Raw genomic sequence first — 19,574 nt, 5'->3', positions numbered from 1 at the left:
CCAGTCTTTTGTCCCTTAACATGAGCCTCCCGATACCCCCTAACCCGACTTAAGAAAGGGGGGAAAATAGTCTTGTCAAAGTCCCCCGACTATCCGGGGGATTTAGGGGGATCTGGCTACTGCCAAAAGCGAAATTTCTCAGGGATTTAAGGCTTAAATTGACAGCTTCTAGGCTGTACCATTTCCCTAGCCAGAGAACTTCGATCGCCCTTGACGTTTTTTCTTCCCCCGCACCAAATTAAAAATCCAGATTTGCACACCATCCATATAAGTAAACACCACCGGAATCACCACCAGAGTCAGCAGCGTCGAAGTCATCAAACCGCCAATTACCGCCATCGCCATCGGGCTGCGAACCTGAGAACCAGCGCCAATTCCCAGCGCAATCGGTACCATCCCAGCAATCATCGCAATAGTTGTCATCAAAATCGGCCGCAACCGCGCTATTCCAGAATCCAGCGTCGCCTCATACGTCGGTTCGCCTTCCTTCTGATTCATAATCGCGTAATCCACTAACAAAATCGAATTTTTCGTCACAATTCCCATCAGCAACACTACCCCAATCAAAGCGTACAAACCGAGGGATTTTTGTCCCACCAAAAGTCCCAGCAGCGCGCCACCGAGAGACAAAGGTAAGGCCGCCATAATTGTGATCGGATGCAGGAAATTTGCAAACAGCAACACCAACACACCATAAATAAACAATACCGCCGTTCCCAGAGCCCCCGCAAAACCGCTGAAAATATCCTGCATCACCTTGGCATCACCCGAAGATTCCTGTTCCACACCGGGAGGTAAAGGATTCATTGCAGGCAGTTTCTTTACCGCCGCCGAAGCTTCTCCTAAAGTCGTACCCTGCAACAAATTGCCCTCTACAGATACTTGACGGGCTCTGTCGTAGCGATCGATCTGAGAAGGCCCGCTACCCAAAGCAATATCCGCCACCGCCCTCAACGGCACTAAAGTATTATTTTTTCCCGGTACCTGCAGGTTCTTAATTGTTTCGATATCGCTGCGAAACTGCGGCGCTAACATCACATGAATTGGAATTTGTCTGTCAGCCAAATCAAATTTAGCCAGATTTGAATCAACATCTCCAATTGTTGCCAGAGATGCAGTGCGAGCAATTTGTTGCACCGATACACCCTGATCCGCCGCCCTAATTGGATCGGGTTTTACCAAAATCTCCGGCTTCACTAAACTCGCGCTCGATTCTACCTCAATCAGCCCTGGAACTTGCTTCATTTGTTGCGTCAGAGATGCCGCAGTTTTGGTTAAAGCTTCCGCATTTTCGCTCTTGAGGACGATCGACATTTGCTTCCTACCGCCCACACGTCCTTGAGCAAAACTCAGCCGCACGCCCGGAACATCCCGCAGTTTCGGCCGCATTCCCTCCTCAAACTTCTGTTGTCCGATCCGTTGATCTGCCGGCTTTAATTTCACGTACAGACTGGCTGAATTTACGCCACCCGCGCCCCCTCCGCCGCCACCCGCGCCCCCGGAGACAGTCGGAGCGCCTTCAGTCTCCAAAACGCTATCTACGGCTGGGTGGGCGAGCAATAATTTAGTTGCTTCCTGCACTGCTAAATCTGTCTGCTGCAAGGTGGAACCGGGGGGTAATTCGATCGAGACAGTAGAAAGTCCGGTATCATCGCGATCGATAAACCCTGTCGGAATGAAAGGTATTAATTGAACGCTGCCGAAAAACAAAGCAATTCCTAAAATTAGGACGATCGCCCGATGCTTCAGCGCCCAAGTCAAAAGCCGGCGGTACTGATAAGAAAGTTGGTCTTTTTTGAGTTCCTCATGATGCCCTTTCTCCTTAAACAAATAAGCCGCCATCATCGGAGTCACGGTTCTAGCTACTAACAGCGAAAATAACACCGATGCCGAAACCGTCACCCCAAAAGGCCGAAAAAACTGACCCGGAATTCCCGGCATAAAAGCCACCGGTGCAAATACCGAAACAATTGTCATCGTCGTAGCAACGACAGCTAAACCAATTTCAGCCGAAGCATCCAAAGCAGCTTGATAAGCCGTTTTCCCCATCCCGACGTGCCGTTCGATATTTTCAATTTCGACGATCGCATCATCAACTAATATGCCAACCACCAGCGACAGCGCCAACAAAGTCATGCTGTTAAGCGTATATCCCACCATCCTCAGCACAGCAAAAGTAGGAATTACCGACAGCGGCAAAGCCACAGCAGCAATCAAAGTTGCCCGCCAATCCCGCAGAAAAATAAAAATAGTAATAATCGCTAAAGCCGCCCCCAAAATTAAAGCATCCACAGAAGCTTGATAAGAATCTCGGATGTGATCTGCTAAGGTATAAATAAGTTCCAGCTTCACATCCGGCGGCAAAGTTGTTTCCATTGTCTTGACAGCTTCCCGCACTGCTTCTTCCACAGTCACGAGAGTGCTGCCGGTGCTGCGGAGGATAGAAAAAGCCACCACGGGTTTGTTGTTTAGCCGCGCGCCCTGACGCGCTTCTGCATAGCCTTCGTCAACTTTTCCCAAACTAGAAAGCGGCACAAAACCGCCTTTGGGCAAAGTAATTTGATAAGCTTTCAACTGTTCGATAGTTTTGGCACTGCCGAGGGTGCGGACTGTTTGCTCGGAATTGCCGATTTCAGTTCTACCACCGGGAAGATTGATATTGAAATTGCGAATTTGGTCGTTAACTTGGGTAGCTGTAATGCCGAGACTTTGCAGTAATTCCGGGTTCAAATCAACTCGAACATCCTTGTCTCTGCCTCCGATTCGCTGCACTTGAGCGACACCTTTAACGGATAGGAGGACGCGGCTGATGTTTTGGTCGATTAATTCGCTTAACTGTTCTACGGTTTGGCGATCGGAAACCACGGCGTAGGACATAATGGAACTACCCGCAAATTCCACCCGCTTGACAACGGGATCATTAATATCTTGCGGCAAGTTTTGGCGAATTTGGGCGATCGCATTTCGGACATCATTCGTAGCGCGATCGCTATTTGTACCCAACAAAAAGTTAACTGTCGTATTAGAAGAACCATCATTAACAGTAGAAATAATGTGGTCAATATTCCCCAAGCCCGCCACAGCATCTTCTACTTTTTTCGTAACTTGAGATTCAAGTTCTGCTGGATCTGCCCCCGGTTGGCTGACAGATATCGAAACAGAAGGGATATCGATATTAGGTGAATCATCAATGCCTAAAACGGGAAATGATACCAAACCCCCGATTGTCAGAATTAAGAATAGAACAATCGTGGGGACTGGCTGTTTGATCGACCAAGCCGAAATATTGAAAGACATAATGGGAAGAAGGGAAGAAGGGAAGAAGTCAGTAGTCAGTAGTCAGTAGTTGTTAGTTATTGGTTATTGGTTGTTGGTTGTTGGTTGTTGGTTGTTGGTTGTTGGTTGTTGGTTATTGGTTGTTGGTTGTTGGTTATTGGTTATTAGTTATTGGTTATTAGTTATTGGTTATTAGTTATTGGTTATTAGTTATTGGTTATTAGGTGTTTAATGTTGGTTGTTTAATGTTAGTTGTTGGTTGTTGGTTATTGGTTGTTGGTTATTGGTTATTAGTTATTAGTTATTGGTTATTAGTTGTTGGTTATTGGTTATTAGTGCTGTCCCTTCCCCCGAGCTTTCTGTCCAACGTCATCAGGAAGAAGGAATAATTCCCTTCGGCGAAGCTGAGCGGGTGAAAAGAAGGAATAAGGAATAAGGAAGAAAGAAGAAACTAATTAACTAATCGTAGGGTGCGTCAGGGATAAAGTTAATCAGCAATCTCTGAGAAAACATTTAGCCTTGATGCACCCTACAACCACTCACTAATAACGTTCGCGATCGCACTAATGACTAATGACTAATGACTACTGACTAATGACTACTGACAACTGACTACTGACAACTGACTACTGACTAACAACTTTTACCCGATCGCCATCCTTCAGATAACCAGCCCCAGCAATAACCACGCGATCGCCCGCTTTCAACCCTTTTTTAATCTCAACCTGAGCTTTCGTCAAATCGCCAACCGCCCCTCCAGTAATCTCCCCAACTACCACTTTCTGAGCCTGCACCTTGTCCTCGCCCACAAGTTTGTAAACAATAGAACTGCCGTCAGACTGCGGTAAAATAGCCTTAGCAGGAACTTTCAAACCTTGCTCCGTCGCCGTCGAAATCGAAGCGCGCAAAAACATTCCCGATCGCAAAAAATCGCTTGGCGGCAAATCAATTTTCACCGTAGCTTGGCGATTTTGCGGGTCAACTAACGGCGAAATCTCTCGCACAATTCCCGACAACTTAATCCGCTTGTCAGAATCTGAAGTAATCTGCACGGCTGTTCCCGGCTGCACTTGCGAAATCTGAGTTTCCGGCACTTTCAATTGCAGTTCTAGCTTGTTTCCGCGAATAATCGAAAATAGTTTTTGACTCCCCGAAGAAACATCCCCAACACGACCAATTCTTTCAGCAACAATACCGCTGTCCGGTGCTCGGACGATCGTTTGTGAAAGTTGAGTTTCTAACTGTTGGATTTGGGCATCATTGCTGCGGACACTTGCTGCGTTGTTCCCCACATTTGCTCTAGCGCTGCTGACAGTTGCGGCCGCCGTATTCACCTTAGCGCGGGCACTGCTGAGGGCCGCTTGCGCCGTACTGATATTAGCTTCGCCATTAGCTACTTTAGCTTTAGCCGATCGCACTTCTTCCGCTGCTTTGTTCTGTTCTTCCAAAGCTTTATTCAAATCAGCCTTAGCTTTGTTCACATCTTGAAGAGCAGTTTCTTGCTGGGTTTTGCGCTGTTCCAAATCTTGTTGGCTGATTACTCCCTGCGCCGCCAAATTGGAAAAACGCTCTACATCTCTTTGAGCTTGAGTTAATTTAGCCTCGGCCGAAGCAATTCCCGCTTTAGCTTGATTCACGCCAGCTTTAGCTTGTTCGACACCTGCTTGGGCTTGGCCGACACCGGTTTTAACTTGCGCTAAGTCAGCAACGGCTTTTTCCACGCCAGCTTGAGCCTGTTCGACACCGGCTTGGGCTTCTTTTTGGCTTGATTGAGCTTGCTGCACCTGAGCTTGCGCTTGGTCTACTGTAGAATCGGCCGATTGTCCTTTAGCCACCGCTGCGGCAATTTGCGATCGCACCACCGAATCATCCAAAATCGCCATTACCTGATTTTTTTCTACCGCATCCCCTTCCTTCACCAAAACCTGTTGGATTTGCAAGCCGTTGGCTTGCGGCAATACCGGCAGCAAATCGTAGGGGGCCACAGTCCCCGTCGCTTCGAGAGTTTTAGCCACATCGGCCGATTTCACAGGCGCGACTGTCACCGTTTGGGCCGCCGTCTGTTGAGCAGCCGCTGGGGCTGTAGCGGCCGGTTTCGCGCTCTTCTGGCCAGCAGTCAAGTGTACCGCTAGCAGAGTTGCAGCTACGCCAATCCCCGCGCCCGCCAACACCGTCGGCCACCTGATTTTTTTGCTGGGCCCAATTTCCGGCTCTTCTGGTTCCTCAAGTTCTGATTGTTCCCCATCTTCTGGAACTTCTAGGGATCTTTCTCGTTCATCTTCCTCACCAGAAAAGTGCCAGCTAGATCGGTCTGAAACTCCACTTTCAGGCCCATCGGCTATTGAATTTTTGTCGCGCCCGCTTTGCACGGGGAGAAGCGGTTGCTTTTCTTCCGCTTCTGAAAAAACTTGATTGGTCACTTTAGTTCCTCCCGCCGGTTTGAGCCCTTGATTTTTTCAATTGTAAAGAAAGATTGCAATTTTTATATTTAGTTTATTTTAGCCGAGGGCGCTAGTAATGTCGCGTCCTCCTTTTGGGTGAGTGTGAGGCGATTTCACTTGACGGCTGGCCGATCGCCGGAGAGTTGCGATCGACATTTAATTCGCCCAGGGTTCCTCGCCGAGTATTATTAGCGTGATTTGGAGCCTGCGGGCGATCGGGCCAGCCCTGTCTGTAGCAAAACAATTTTCTCGTCACCAACTGATCCTCACAGAATTAAGCCTAATTTTGAACGAATTATTGCTAAAATCAGGCACATCGGCTAAAAAGTTGTACCAGTTTAATTGACAAAAATCATAATGAACAGTGTTTTTTCTCCCGTCCAACAGTTGCTAATTACTTGGTTGCTAGTGCTAGTAACGGGATGGTTTACCCTAACTGCGATCAGTTATGTTGGGGAACTGGTCAGCATTTTAGTGACAGCCGGACTGATTGCATTCTTATTAAATTATGCAGTAGCAAGACTTCAAGTATTTTTGCCGCGGGGAGTAGCTGCTGCGCTCGTTTATTTAGTTGCGGGTTTGCTAGTATTAGTAATTGGTTTAACTATTGTACCGCCTGTGTTCACCCAAGCGAGTCAGTTAGGGGTAAGGTTCCCGGACTTGCTGGAGTCGGCGCGGCAGCAGTTAGGTGAATTTCAAACATGGAGTGCCGATCGCAATTTGCCCTTCGACGTGCAAATATTGGAGCAGCAGTTATCGGCGAAAGTACAGGAGCAAGTACAGGCGATCGCAAGTACAAGTTTAGGTTTAGTCGTAGGTACTTTTAACTGGTTTATCGACTTAATCTTTATCCTGGTAATTTCATTTTATATGCTCTTAGACGGTAAAAGAGTGTGGCAGGGTTTGACCAGTATTTTTTCCCCAGATATTCGCTATGTGTTAACCGAAACTTTGCAGCGAAACCTCCAACGATTTGTATCGGGACAGTTGCTGCTGGGACTATTTATGGCGATCGGACTAACTCTCGCTTTTTCGTGGCTGCAAGTTCCGTTTTTTCTGTTGTTTGCCGTGTTTATCGGATTGATGGAAATAATTCCGTTTATCGGAGCGACGCTTGGAATTGGAGCGGTTACTATAATTGTAGCATTTATCGATTGGTGGCTGGCGCTGCAAGTGTTGGCAGTGGCGATCGGTCTCCAGCAAATCAAAGACAATTTAGTCGCCCCCCGAATCATGGGGAATCTCACCGGATTGAGCCCAGTAATTATTTTCACAGCTTTACTCTTAGGAGGTAGAGTAGGAGGATTGTTAGGAGTTATCCTGGCCATTCCCCTAACTGGCGTTGTCAAAAGTATAGTAGAAATCTTACTCAATCCCAAATTGCCTCCGCAAACAGGCTCGTTTTTCTACAACCCTTTTAACGGCGAGGAATTGAGTCAAACAACGGATCGTGAAACTCAACTAATTTTGGTTCCAGATGAAGAAAAATAGTCTAAGGTTCGCAGTAAAAAATTCTGTCCGTAAAGTTTTTATCAGTCACGAATTCAGCCCTTGCTACTGATTTATTTAAGAAGGACTTGCATTCCGAACGATCGAACCTTTTAAGCAAAACTTGCTCGTTACCAGGCTCTACCTGGTAATGCAGATTCGGAGGCTCTGCATCTCTTTCTCTTTACCTCCCTGCTTCTGAAAACATAGGATTTGGGCAGATGTTTAAGTTATAAAATCTTCGTTTCTTAAGAAGCACTAAAGTCCTGACTACGAACTTTTCAATAAGCCCTAAAATCCTGACTACGAACCTTTTAAAAGGACTAAAGTCCTCACTACGAACCAACTTAAAATCTCAAACCTAAAACTTATGAAATGGTGGCAAAATCTTAGGCAAAATCCTCTGGCTCGACTGGGAGCAGTGGTATTGTTGTTTTTTTATACAGTCGCATTTTTTGCCGAATTTGTGGCCCCCTACGACCCCTACGACTCTCAATTAAACGGTTCATTGTTGCCGCCGACTCAGATTCATTTAAGCACCAAAGACGGGCGATTTATCGGGCCTCACGTTTATCCGACCACTCAGGGCCCAGTAGACGTGAATACGGGCGCTCGCGAGCTAATTGTAGACTGGCAAAAACCCTCTGCTGTCGGTTTGTTTGTCAAAGGTTCTCCCTATAAGTTTTTAGGGATTTTACCTTTAAATATCCACTTGTTTGGAACTACCGGCCAAGCCAAAATCAATATTTTAGGCACAGATGAACAAGCTCGCGATCAATTCAGCCGCCTAGTACACGGTAGCCGAATTAGCCTCAGCATCGGTTTAGTTGGTATAGCAATTTCTTTCCCCTTGGGATTGTTAATCGGAGGAATATCCGGTTATTTCGGCAGTTGGATTGACAGTATTTTAATGCGATTCGCCGAAGTATTGATGACGATTCCCGGACTTTATTTATTAGTAGCCCTAGCAGCAGTCCTCCCTCCCGGATTAACAAGTGCTCAGCGATTTATATTGATTGTGCTGATTACTTCATTTATCAGTTGGGCGAGTTTAGCACGGGTAATTCGCGGTCAGGTACTGTCAATAAAACAGCGAGAATTCGTACAGGCGGCGCGGGCTATGGGTGCGAATCCAATTTATATTATTGTCCGCCACGTTTTGCCACAAACTGCAACCTATGTTATTATTTCTGCTACTTTGTCGGTTCCGGGTTTTATTGTGGCGGAGTCGGTTTTGAGTTTAATTGGTTTGGGAATTCAACAACCCGATCCTTCTTGGGGAAATTTGCTATCTCTGTCTACAAATGCCTCAATTTTAGTGTTGCAGCCTTGGTTAGTTTGGCCTCCGGCGACACTGATTATTTTGACAGTTTTGGCGTTCAATTTATTGGGGGATGGGTTGCGGGATGCTCTCGATCCGAGAAGCATTCAAAGGTAATGGGTAATGGGTAATTGGTAATTAAGAATTAACCTATTTGTAGGGCGAGCTCACCAAAATTTATATCATCAAATCCCAGAACTGAAAAACCCACCTCCGCCCCAAGAATGAATCGAAATAATCTCAATTCTCAAGGTTGATGTAGATAATTCGCGGTGTGGGGGCGGGTTTATTAATATTTGGGATGTGAAGGAAAGATTGTTGGTGAACGCGCCCTACGGAATTATATTAATGACCACTAACCACTAACCACTAACCAATAACCACTAACCAATAACCACTAACCACTAACCACTAACCAATAACCAATAACCAATAACCAATAACCAATAACCAATAACCAATAACCAATAACCAATTATTTAAGTATTGAGAGGTAAGCGGATGGTAAAAGTAGAACCAACGCCGACTTGACTGTTTACTGAAATATTGCCGCCCATCATTAAGCAAAAACGCTGGCTGATTGCTAGTCCCAAACCTGTACCGCCGTACTTGCGTGTGGTAGAAGCGTCTGCTTGGGTAAAGGGTTGGAAAATGTGCTGCAATTGGTCTTGATTCATTCCAATTCCTGTATCTGTACAATTAAAAACTAAAAATTCTTTAGAGGAGTTTGATTGGGCAGAATTTTCTGCCGTTTCAGAACGGTTTTCTGCTATCGCTTCGCTGTTGTTGCGGGCGTTTTCTCGGCTGGCGGTGAGGGTAATTGTACCGTTTTGAGTGAATTTGGCAGCATTGCTTAGCAAATTTAATAAAATCTGCCGCACTTTGGTAATGTCACCGTACATACTGCCAAGATTGGTAATTTCTTGTAAGTTTAAAGTGTTATTATTTTTTTCGATTAGTGGGGTGGCGGTGTCGGCTACTTCTTCGATCAAGGCGGCGATGTCGAAGGTTTCTAAGTAAAGATCCATGCGGCCGGCTTCGATTTTAGAAATATCGAGAATGTCGTTAATTAGTGACAGCAAGTGTCGGCCGGATGTGCGGATTTTGTCTAAATCTGGGGTTATTTCGTCATAGCCCAATTCTTCGGTTTCTTCTTGCAGCATTTCGCTATATCCGATGATGGCATTGAGGGGTGTTCGCAGTTCGTGGCTCATGTTTGCTAAAAATGCGCTTTTTGCGGTGGAGGCGGCTTCGGCTGCTTCTAGGGCGACTTGCAAGGCGTTTTCAAAGACTTTGCGATCGCTAATATCCTCGACGCTGCCTTCGTAGTAGAGTACCTCACCGTCGGCGCTGCACACTGCGCGGGCGCTTTCAGAAATCCAAATTATGCTGCCGTCAACGCGGTAAACTTCTGACTCAAATCCTGATATTTGTCCGCATTCTTGCATCACTTGCATAAACTTCTGGCGCTGCTTAGGATTGACGTAAGCTTGCTGTCTGATGTTTGTGAGATTTGATGTCAATTCTTCGGGAGTTGCGTAGCCGTAGATGCGGGCTAAAGCTGGGTTGACGCTCAAGAATCGGCCTTCTGGGGTTGTTTGAAAAATGCCTTCGACTGCGTTTTCAAAGATGCTGCGGTATTTTTGTTCTGCTTGACGCAGTGCGTTTTGTGTTCGATCGCGATCGCTAGCTTCGATCGCCAATGATACCAAATCTGCCAGGGAAGCAGCAAAATTTTGCTCTTCTACTGTCCAGTGGCGAACACTTCCCACCTGTTCGATACAGATAACTCCGACTGTTTGGCCTCCCAGTCGCACTGGCGCATCTAAGGTGGATGTGATGCCGTTTTCGGCAAAGTAAGATGTCGCTAATTCTCTAGTTCTGATATCTGAGAGAGCGTTGTCGGCTGCGATCGTCCGGTCTTCTTCCAAAGCTTTAAAATAAGCTGGATAGTCTGCTGCAGCGATTTCCACACCCTGGGAGTGCTGCTGGTTGCTGCACCAAAATTGGTCGAGACATTGCAGTTTCGAGCGGCCCTCATCGTACAACCAAGCTCCTGCTCCTTCTGCATTTAAGGTACGAGCCGCAGCTTCAGTGATTTGCCTCAAAGCTACTTGCAAATTGCCTCGATATAGCACTTTATTTCTGGCTAATTCTACCAAAACTGTATTTTGTGTGAGCAATTGTTTTTGTCTCATCCGCCGCAGCGATTCGGCTCGCTTCTTTTCGGTAATGTCGCGGGCTACCAAAATTACGGATGTTTCTGACAGCGGCGAAATGCTGGCGGCAAAACAAACTTCGCGTTCATCAATGGTTAAATCGTACTCGATACTGATAGTTTGCTGAGTCTCTAAAGCTGCTCGGATATGGCTGGTAAAATTGTCGGCTGTAGCTTGCGGAAACATTTCTCCGATAGTTTTGCCCACTAATTCTTCGGCTGGTTTGTATAGCAGAGACATATTTGTGGGCGCGATTTTCAAGTAGCGGCCGGTGGAGTCCAAAACTATAATTAATTCGTTCATGGCTGCAAACAAAGCCCGCAATTCTGCTTCGGTGGCTTCGAGCTCGGCAGTCCGCTCTGCTACTCGCTGTTCTAAATTGGAGTTGGTTTGTTCTAGGGCGACAAAAGACGATCGCAATTGTCTGGCCATCTGGTTGAAAGACTGAGCTAAAAGACCGAGTTCGTTGATGCCTTTGACTTCGACTTCGCCGTCTAATTCCGAGGATGTGAAGTCGGAGGATTCGGACATTTTTGTTAATGCTTTGGAAGCTTCTAGCAATCGGGTAATCGGTTGGACAACCCAGCGAGAGGTGAAGATTCCCAGGGCGATCGCCAATATGAAGGCAAAAAAGCACAATAAGATAGTTGTGCGAGTGTTGGCGTTAATTTGCTCCATAAAGTCTGCTTCCGGGATGACCACTACGATCAGCCAATCGAGGCCGCGGCCGTCTTGCAGGGGAGCGACCGTAATGAATTGACGTTTGCCGTCTAAATCGAAGGTAAACTGTCCTTGGCTGCTAATTTGTGTAAAACTGCCAAATTGTTTTTGCAAGTATGTGGATGCCGATCGAATGAGCAAATTTTTGCTTTGTGTCGCCAACAGCCGTTTTTGTCCGTCTTTGGTTGTGACAAAGGGCAGTTCGTCCGTGGAACTGGCGACTATTTCCCCGCTGCGTTCGATCGCAAAAACTTGTCCCGACGGGCTAATTTTGATTCTTTTGAGAAAATCGCTGATTTGAGAAAGAGTCAAGTCAATTGCCAGAACCCCTTGCAGGCTGCCCGTTTGGTTGTAGATGGGCATCACCGGCGTAATCCCCAGAACTGGCGCTGCAGTGAAGACGTAGATCGGAGACCAACTGGCTTTTCCTGACTGTTTGGCAGCTTGATACCACGGTCTTGTACGGGGGTCGTAGGGGGCCGTTTTAATTAGCTCTGTGCGATTTCCCTGGCTGTCGAGGCGATAAATTTGGCGGTTGGGAGCGGTTGATTCGTCTCTGATGTATACTAAGTCTTCGGCTTCGCGTTTGAGCAAGAGGAATTTGCCCTGTTCGTCGCCGTAGTAAATGGTTGTAGTTCGATCGCTCAGCTTGGTCTGGTTCCACAAATAGCGCTCTAAATTGGGGAAATCTTCCGGGTTTAAGTTTCCCGAAGCGATCGCAGCAGTATTCATTTGCAGAAACAGGTGAGACACATCCCCAAAACTGCGGAAATTTTCTTTCGTCCGGGCTGCGACTTCCAAGCTCAACCTAGTAGCAAGGTTATTGACGGTTTTCTGGCTGTTGCGAAACGACAGCCATCCCGTTACGCCGACTGCTACGGAGATTTGTACCACCAGGGGTATCAACAAAACTAGGCTCAGTGACATCTTGGGCGAGCTTTTCATCAGACAACACTGCTCAGACTTTTCAATAACATCAATATTCTTGCACTTACCAGGTTTGCGTATCGTTTATCGATTAAAAGATGCCCTAGATATTATAAATTATCAAGTTGCACACCAATAGTGAAGTGCCGTGGCCTGCCGCTCAAAACTTGGTTGAGGTTTCAACAGCTACTGTAAAAAATTATAATATTAATTGTGCCACTACTTGTGTGAATGCGCCGATCGCGATCGGGGACACGGTGCCCAAAACTCACACCCGATCAAACATAATACAACTGCAGGCAAGCTTTGATCCCTTAATTGATCGATCGGTCCCAATTATTATTTAACCTCAAACCTCAAATTGTCTAAAATCTACAATTCTCTCATTTTCTCCGGGTGCCGAACGCCAGCCTTGTCCCTGCTGAATAAAAAATTGATTCTAAATTTTTCTACCAAGCCATCACAAATGTAAGTTATTTGACAATCCCCTGTTAAAAAATTTGCTATTAATAAAATAAGGGGGCCAAATCCCGATCGCGCCAAAAGAGGTTGAACAGTAGACAGTAGACTGTTGACAGTTGACAAACGGACGATCGCTTGCGCCCCGCTCCGCTACGACCTTTTAGCAAAACAATACTTCTGGAGGATGACATGAACTATACATTTGAAATCCTGGGCGTATCTCCAACTTTATCATTTTTTAACCAGCAGCAGGAATTGCTGCAACAACAGCAACCGTCCGGTGTAGAATACTTGGGAAACCGGAAGTGCACTCTCGACTCCTTTGTGGCATCCGTAGAGATAGTTTCTCCCTATCGCGGCTGGGATGTCGATCGAGTCGTAGACACCGTAATTAGTTTCTGGTTTCACAACTCCGAGAGCATCCAGTATTGGAAGGACAGGTTGCAGGATGCCGGCAGCGAAAACTTGTTAGTCGCCAGAGTAGGCGACATCAAGTCTTTACAAGCCGCATTTGAATCGCTGCTGGGCGAATAGGAAAATGGGTCATTAGTCATTAGTCATTAGTTGTTGGTTGGCTGTTATTGGTTATTAATTATTGGTTATTGGTTAGTTGTTATTGGTTGTTGGTTAGTTGTTATTGGTTGTTGGTTAGTTGTTATTAGTTAGTTAGTTATTGGTTATTGGTTATTGGTTGGCTGTTATTGGTTGCTAGTTATTAGTGATTCCCTATCGAACGTCTAACGTCATCAGAGGAAAGAAAGGAACCATGCTAAATTACCAACTTCTAATAACAACTAACGACTGACAACTAACAATTAACAACCAGTAGCTAATAACCCACAAGCAACAACGACAACCAATAACTAATAACCCACCAACAACGACAATCAATAACCAACAACTAACCAATGACCAATAACAACTAACAACTAACAACTAACCAATAACCAATAACAACTAACCAAATATTATGTCTCGTTCAAAAGCCCTGCAATCTTATATTTTTGTCCGCCTACTCCTAGCACCGCTAATGTTGTGGACAATCACCACAGCAGTATTTTTGCTGCTGCGGGCCACTCCGGGCGACCCCATCGATGCAATTCTCGGTTCGCGAGCTCCCGCCGCCGCCAAAGCAGCAATGCGAACCCAACTAGGCCTCGATGCACCCCTGTGGGAACAATATCTTAAATACATGAAAGACTTGTTGGGCTTCGACTTGGGAACCTCCATCACCACTCGCGGACAAACCGTCTGGCAAATTATCGGAGATTATTTCCCCGCTACAGTGGAATTAGCAGTGTGTAGCATGGCCATAGCTTTAATTGTCGGTATCAGTATCGGTTCCCTCGCAGCATCCCGCCCCAACACTATTTTCGATGCAGCAGGCCGTTTGTTTGGCATTATCACTTACTCGCTGCCGGCTTTTTGGGCTGGCATGGTTTTGCAGTTGATTTTCGCGGTGCAGTTGGGCTGGTTTCCCTTGGGAACCCGCTTTCCCGTCACATTAAGAGCCCCCCAAAGCTACACGGGACTTTACACTGTAGACAGTCTCCTGAGCGCTAACCCGGGTCAGTTTCTCACCAGTTTGCATTATTTGGCACTTCCGAGTTTGACGCTGGGCATTCTTTTGAGCGGCATTTTTGAGCGAATTGTCAGGGTGAATCTCAAGCAAACTTTGCAAGCAGATTATGTGGAAGCAGCCCGAGCTCGCGGCATTCCTGAATTTCAGATTTTATGGGCTCACGCTCTGAAAAATGCGCTAATTCCGGTGATTACTGTCTTAGGATTGACTTTTGCTGCACTGTTGGGCGGCGCTATTTTAACCGAGGTTACTTTTTCGTGGCCGGGGCTGGCAAATCGCCTTTACGAAGCGATTAGTTTGCGGGATTATCCAACTGTTCAAGGTATTGTGGTATTTTTTGCTGGGATTGTGGTAATTGCTAGCATTGTAATTGATGTTTTGAATGCTTATATTGACCCGCGCATTCGGTACTAAATAGTCAGTTGTTAGTTGTCAGTGGTCAGTGGTTAGTAGTTAGTTGTTAGTTGTCATACCAAATCCGGGTTTTGGATACCCTTTATGAACCAGTCGGCGCAGGCCGACTTTGTTTCTGTAGACGCGGTTTCAACCGCCGGATCATGTTGATCAACCAGTCGGCCTGCGCCGACTTTGTTTGACTCTTCCGCGTTTCAACCGCCGGATCATCTTTGTTTGACTTTCTGGCGGTTTGAACCGCCGAATCATTTTTCTGCGTGCGCCAAATGTTGCAGCCAAAATGAGCCGCCTAAGAAAGAGCGATCGAAAATATCGGCTTTTAGACTCAGGACACTTTGCAGTTTATCGGCAATACTAGAGCAATAAAAAGCAAAATTTGAGGAAAAGCTGATGAAATTATTACAAATAACAGTCGCTCTATCGGCTGCTTTAACCCCACTAATGGCTGAAGCTGCCTTTAGCCGCCCGATGGTGGACGCAGGCAACTTTCCCAGAGCCTCAAACCCCCGAGTAGACGTGCCGGTTTGCTTCATCGAAACCCCAAGCGGTACAACTTTTGATTTAGTCAGATTGTGCGGCACCAACGCCGAGCCCCAAAAAACGGCTCCCGCCGCCGGCAACCCCGCCAATGCTCCTGCAAACAACCGCAACGTAAGTAATCCGGCTGCAGCCCCGAACCCCAACAGCGTCACGAGAGATGCTGTGGGCACTCCCATAACTACTCCTGGGAGTGCCAATCCCGCCAATCCCGCCAATCCCGCCAATCCCGCCAATCCCGCCAATCCCGCCAATCCCGCCAATCCCAACAATCTCAATCCGGGAACTTCGCCCAATCCCGCCAATCCCAACAATCTCAATCCGGGAACTTCGCCCAATCCCGCCAATCCCAACAATCTCAATCCGGGAACTTCGCCGAATATCACTCCCAGTAATCTCAATCCGGGAACTTCGCCGAATACCACTCCCAATAATCTCAATCCGGGAACTTCGCCGAATATCACTCCCAGTAATCTCAATCCTGGAACTTCGCCGAATACCACTCCCAGTAATCTCAATCCGGGAACTTCGCCGAATATCACTCCCCGGAGCAACAATTTGTCTCCAAACGGTGGAAATGGCAATGGCACGGGCACTTTTTGAACTGCCTGGGATGAGTTAAGCTAAGACATTGAAGTGCCGATTCCCTACCCTTCGGGAACGCTTCGCGAACAGGATAGCTTCGCTTCACGCGCTTGAGGATACCTATTGTGTCAAACTTAGTTCAACGCTTAGAAATAACTGCTCACCCGCAACTGGAAAAATCCCTTGGTTATCGAGGAGATAGCCGCTGGGTAGCCTGGGGTTGGGAACCAGACATCGACCAAATTATTTCCAGCGACGGCAAAACAGTCGGCACCGGCAATAATATGGCTTGGCTGGTGTTTTTGCAGCACGATTTAGTTCAGCCTGCTGTACGAGAATACAACTTCGGTGAGGGCGATCGCTACTGGCTGCTTTTAGACAGAGAAACTAGAATTCTCTACGCCGGCGAAGAGAAAGCAGTGCAGAATCTGCTCGAACAGCCGGAAAGTTTAGCTTTGTTAGCTTGTCTCGATGGCGGCCAGAGTTCGCTACCAAACCCTGAAACGTGGCAGCAAACGCTATCTAAACTAACCGCCAAAAAAGCCTTTCGCAACCTGACAAACGCCATTCCTTTCGGCATCGCAGCCGCTTTGATAGGTGCTTTAGGAGTCGGAACCGGACTCTGGGTTGTCCCGGCGGTGCAACAGAAACTAGCCGAAAAAACAACTTTTATTTCCCCAATTAGTTCTAGCGCCAACTGCGGGATTGGCGGTTCCGACGATTTTTCATCTTATGTCGGTTCGTCAAAGGGAAATAAAGAGCTTCACTTAATCGGGGTTTACGAAGCAAATGCCGCTCACGGGAACGGAAAAAGAGCGAAAAGCACTATTGAAGTCAAAGTAGAACGCCGAAACAAGCCAATAATTCTTGCACTTTCTGCCTACGAACCGATTAACTGGAACCTGAATGTAGAACCCGGAGCAGTTATCGAGAAAATCATTGTTAACGGATACCACAACCAAACTGTTTCTGGAGTTTCTGGAATTCCCATAGAAGAGCACAGTTACGAAGAAACCGGAGAGCATATCGGCAACTTTATCTACAAGTGGAATGCTACTCCTGAAAGTAGCGAAAATGACTCTCTAGTCACCAAATTGGAACAGATAAACCGCACAAGTTTAACTTCTTTTCAAGGATGCTATCGAGGTACGAACTTTAGTATTAAATGAGCGCAGCGACAGAAAGTGAAGAGTTAAAACCGAGTCCGATTGAATCAAAAAACCCGCGCGGGCGGGTTTTTTATTAATATTTAAAATTATTGATCTTTATATGGTAAAATATCGTGTCCGGTTGATTGCCGTAACAAAAATGATTGGTTAGTAGTGCGGACTAAAGTCTGCACTACGAAGCAGTTTTATCGTTTTTAATATACCGGACGCGATATAATATGCCGTGGTGTCGTTATCAATTGTCATATAATGTCAGGTAAATTTAACACCATCAATAAGGTTTGTAGTGAGGACTTTAGTCCTTCTTGATGCGGACTAAAGTCCTCACTACGAACCCTTTTGATTGTAAGTTTTTTTTCTGGCTCACTATCAATTTCTAGTTCTAACAATGCTAATAAAAACTCTATGAAATACTGGTACGAAACCCTCGCAGTAGCGCAGCGAATTTTAATTGAATTGGGAAGACGGCGGCGCAGCTTAGTATTGTGGAGTATTTTCCCAATTTCTATCTTGCTAATTAACGCTTTAATTTTAAAAGAACGGGCTAATCTCACTACAGACAAAGCCTTTGAAAGTGCCGCACCTGCAAGTTTAGTAGGAGCGGCTTTATTTTTTAGCTGTCTCGGCGGCAGCGTAGCAACGGTGGTTTCAGAGCGAGAACAGCACACTCTCAAACGCTTGTTTATTTCCCCCTTGAGCGGCACTTCTTACTTTTTAGGAATTTTTCTGGCTCACAGTTGTATCGGCATCGGTCAGGTAATCTTAGTATATGCGATCGCCTCTTTTTTCGGAGCACAATTTCAAGGCTCTATTCTATTAGGATGCGCGATTATTTTACTGAGTATTATATCTTACGTAGGAGTCGGCTTTATTCTCGGCACGCAGTTTGCGAGGCGCACTGAAGATGTCAACTCGCTAGTAGCGGCTTTCGGCGTTCCTTTGTTAATTTTAGGAGGGGCATTTTTGCCTGCTTCGCTTTTTCCCCAAACTCTGCTGGATATCGCCCAGTACAATCCAATTTATCACATGAACGAAGCGCTGATGGGTGTATGGGCTGGCGGCAAAGATTTTGCTGATATTGAATCGCACTTCTGGTTTTTGTTTATTTTTGCTATTTTAATGCTCGGAGGCGGATGGATGTCTTATCGGCGGATGTTGAGAGTGGAAAGAAGACTTTAAGTAAGACCGAATAAACCGGGTTTTTTACTGAATTTGTGGGCGAAAGCGCAGTATTTGTCGTAAAAAACCGGGTTTCTAGCTAACTCTGTGCGATCGTACTATTAAACTTAAGGAGATGTAAAATTTTGCTGCAAATAGAAAAGCTCAATAAATCCTACGGCCGGCGTTCAGTGCTTAAAGATTTAACACTGCACATTCAAACTGGAGAAATTTACGGTTTGCTCGGGCCAAACGGGGCGGGAAAAACTACAACTATCAATATTTTATGCAGTTTGCTAAATGCTGACAGCGGCAAAGTTTCTATCAATGGCGAACCTGTTTCGGAGTCTACTAAATTGTTAATAGGTGTAGCGCCACAGGAAAATTTGCTTTACAAAAGCCTTAGCTGCGAAGAAAATCTCAATTTTTTTGCTCAAATTTACGCTTTAGACCGGAAGCAGCGCCGCTATCAAGTTGAACAATGTTTAAAGGCTGTAAATTTGACTGATAGAGCTCAAAGTCCGGTGGAAACTTTGAGCGGAGGGATGCAGCGCCGTTTGAATATTGCGGTGGCTTTGGTACACCAGCCTAAATTAGTAATTTTAGATGAACCGACAACGGGTTTAGATATTGAGGCTCGTTATGAAATCTGGGAGTTGATTCAGCGCTTGCAATCGGAAGGTATTACAATTTTGCTGACTACTCATTTGTTGGATGAGGCTGAGCGTTTGTGTCAAAGAATTGGAATTTTAAAGAATGGTAGTATTGTGGCTGAGGGCAGTTTGGAGGAGTTGCAAAAACTGATTCCGGCTCAGGAAATTATTGTTGTTAAAACTGCGGAGGAAGAAAAGGCGATCGCCCGCGCTGCAAAATACGGTTTCATTCCCCGCCGCTACGGTAGCGATTTGGCTTTTTGGCTGCCGGAACGTTTGGAATTAAAAGAGATTATTTTGCTTTTTGATGGGATTTCTATTTATTCGATCGCTCGGTATCCGGTGCGTTTAGAACATATTTATGTCGAGGTGACGAAACAAAGCGAACAATGACACAGACAAGGGAGGATTGGCCCGCACTATCCACGAACCCTACAAAATTGTTCGCGCCGAGATAGCCAAAGCATCTGCATTACCAGGCTCTTCCTGGTAACTGTTGACTGTTGACTGTTGACTGTTGACTGTTAAGAGGGCGGGCCCGCACCATCCACCGCCCCTACTGACTGTTGACTGTTGACTGTTGACTCGATTTTATTATTCCGATGCAACCGGAATTGATATA

Annotated in this window: 12 protein-coding genes; 8 read left to right on the top strand and 4 right to left on the bottom strand. The window is 46.1% G+C overall.

All coding sequences use genetic code 11. From position 1 onward, the window contains the following. Positions 1-186 precede the first annotated feature (186 nt). The 3 genes from IQ263_RS01090 to IQ263_RS01080 all read right to left on the bottom strand — a co-directional run bounded on the left by IQ263_RS01090 (position 187) and on the right by IQ263_RS01080 (position 5,973). Positions 187-3,297 carry an efflux RND transporter permease subunit gene (locus tag IQ263_RS01090; protein ID WP_194065762.1) on the bottom strand — a complete coding sequence of 1,037 codons (3,111 nt, stop codon included), beginning with the start codon at positions 3,295-3,297 and terminating at the stop codon, positions 187-189. A 605-nt stretch (positions 3,298-3,902) separates the two neighbouring features. Next, positions 3,903-5,696 (bottom strand): efflux RND transporter periplasmic adaptor subunit, encoded by a 1,794-nt coding sequence (locus IQ263_RS01085; protein ID WP_194065761.1) that lies wholly within the window; start codon positions 5,694-5,696, stop codon positions 3,903-3,905. Between the two features lie 91 nt (positions 5,697-5,787). Further along, entirely contained in the window at positions 5,788-5,973 is a 186-nt protein-coding gene (locus tag IQ263_RS01080; protein ID WP_194065760.1) for a hypothetical protein, read from the bottom strand. Positions 5,974-6,074: 101 nt separating this feature from the next. Between IQ263_RS01080 and IQ263_RS01075 the strand changes: the two genes are divergently transcribed. Both IQ263_RS01075 and IQ263_RS01070 read left to right on the top strand, forming a co-directional pair. Continuing rightward, complete coding sequence (locus tag IQ263_RS01075; protein ID WP_194065759.1) at positions 6,075-7,208, top strand: AI-2E family transporter; 1,134 nt, start codon at positions 6,075-6,077, stop codon at positions 7,206-7,208. 367 nt (positions 7,209-7,575) lie between these two features. Further along, the gene (locus IQ263_RS01070) at positions 7,576-8,643 is read left to right on the top strand and encodes an ABC transporter permease (protein ID WP_194065758.1); all 1,068 of its coding nucleotides are present in this window, start codon (positions 7,576-7,578) and stop codon (positions 8,641-8,643) included. Between the two features lie 362 nt (positions 8,644-9,005). Here the strand turns inward: IQ263_RS01070 and IQ263_RS01065 are convergent, their stop codons facing one another. After that, positions 9,006-12,392, bottom strand: coding sequence for a PAS domain S-box protein (locus IQ263_RS01065; protein WP_370588906.1), 3,387 nt, complete (start codon positions 12,390-12,392; stop codon positions 9,006-9,008). A gap of 651 nt (positions 12,393-13,043) precedes the next feature. On the opposite strand from IQ263_RS01065, the gene IQ263_RS01060 reads away from it, so the two are divergent. From IQ263_RS01060 to IQ263_RS01035, 6 genes are all read left to right on the top strand, one after another. Then, positions 13,044-13,388 carry a hypothetical protein gene (locus IQ263_RS01060; protein WP_194010863.1) on the top strand — a complete coding sequence of 115 codons (345 nt, stop codon included), beginning with the start codon at positions 13,044-13,046 and terminating at the stop codon, positions 13,386-13,388. A gap of 436 nt (positions 13,389-13,824) precedes the next feature. Beyond that, a complete protein-coding gene (locus IQ263_RS01055; RefSeq protein ID WP_194065756.1) occupies positions 13,825-14,850 on the top strand; it encodes an ABC transporter permease in 1,026 nt (341 codons plus the stop codon). Positions 14,851-15,240: 390 nt separating this feature from the next. Further along, complete coding sequence (locus IQ263_RS01050) at positions 15,241-15,990, top strand: hypothetical protein (RefSeq protein ID WP_194065755.1); 750 nt, start codon at positions 15,241-15,243, stop codon at positions 15,988-15,990. Between the two features lie 107 nt (positions 15,991-16,097). Then, positions 16,098-17,141, top strand: coding sequence for a hypothetical protein (locus IQ263_RS01045; RefSeq protein WP_194065754.1), 1,044 nt, complete (start codon positions 16,098-16,100; stop codon positions 17,139-17,141). 405 nt (positions 17,142-17,546) lie between these two features. After that, positions 17,547-18,320 (top strand): ABC transporter permease, encoded by a 774-nt coding sequence (locus tag IQ263_RS01040; RefSeq protein WP_194065753.1) that lies wholly within the window; start codon positions 17,547-17,549, stop codon positions 18,318-18,320. Positions 18,321-18,445: 125 nt separating this feature from the next. Continuing rightward, on the top strand, positions 18,446-19,345 hold the full coding sequence (locus tag IQ263_RS01035) for an ABC transporter ATP-binding protein (protein ID WP_194065752.1): 900 nt from the start codon (positions 18,446-18,448) through the stop codon (positions 19,343-19,345). Positions 19,346-19,574: the final 229 nt, after the last annotated feature.

Source organism: Tychonema sp. LEGE 06208 (genome assembly GCF_015207505.1).
GTDB lineage: Bacteria > Cyanobacteriota > Cyanobacteriia > Cyanobacteriales > Microcoleaceae > Microcoleus.
This window is presented reverse-complemented; position numbering and strand designations above follow the sequence as displayed.

Coding starts and splice junctions, on each gene's coding strand:
- IQ263_RS01090 (WP_194065762.1), bottom strand. CDS start 3,297: ATGTCTTTCAATATTTCGGCTTGGTCGATCAAACAGCCAGTCCCCACG.
- IQ263_RS01075 (WP_194065759.1), top strand. CDS start 6,075: ATGAACAGTGTTTTTTCTCCCGTCCAACAGTTGCTAATTACTTGGTTG.
- IQ263_RS01070 (WP_194065758.1), top strand. CDS start 7,576: ATGAAATGGTGGCAAAATCTTAGGCAAAATCCTCTGGCTCGACTGGGA.
- IQ263_RS01065 (WP_370588906.1), bottom strand. CDS start 12,392: ATGTCACTGAGCCTAGTTTTGTTGATACCCCTGGTGGTACAAATCTCC.
- IQ263_RS01060 (WP_194010863.1), top strand. CDS start 13,044: ATGAACTATACATTTGAAATCCTGGGCGTATCTCCAACTTTATCATTT.
- IQ263_RS01055 (WP_194065756.1), top strand. CDS start 13,825: ATGTCTCGTTCAAAAGCCCTGCAATCTTATATTTTTGTCCGCCTACTC.
- IQ263_RS01050 (WP_194065755.1), top strand. CDS start 15,241: ATGAAATTATTACAAATAACAGTCGCTCTATCGGCTGCTTTAACCCCA.
- IQ263_RS01040 (WP_194065753.1), top strand. CDS start 17,547: ATGAAATACTGGTACGAAACCCTCGCAGTAGCGCAGCGAATTTTAATT.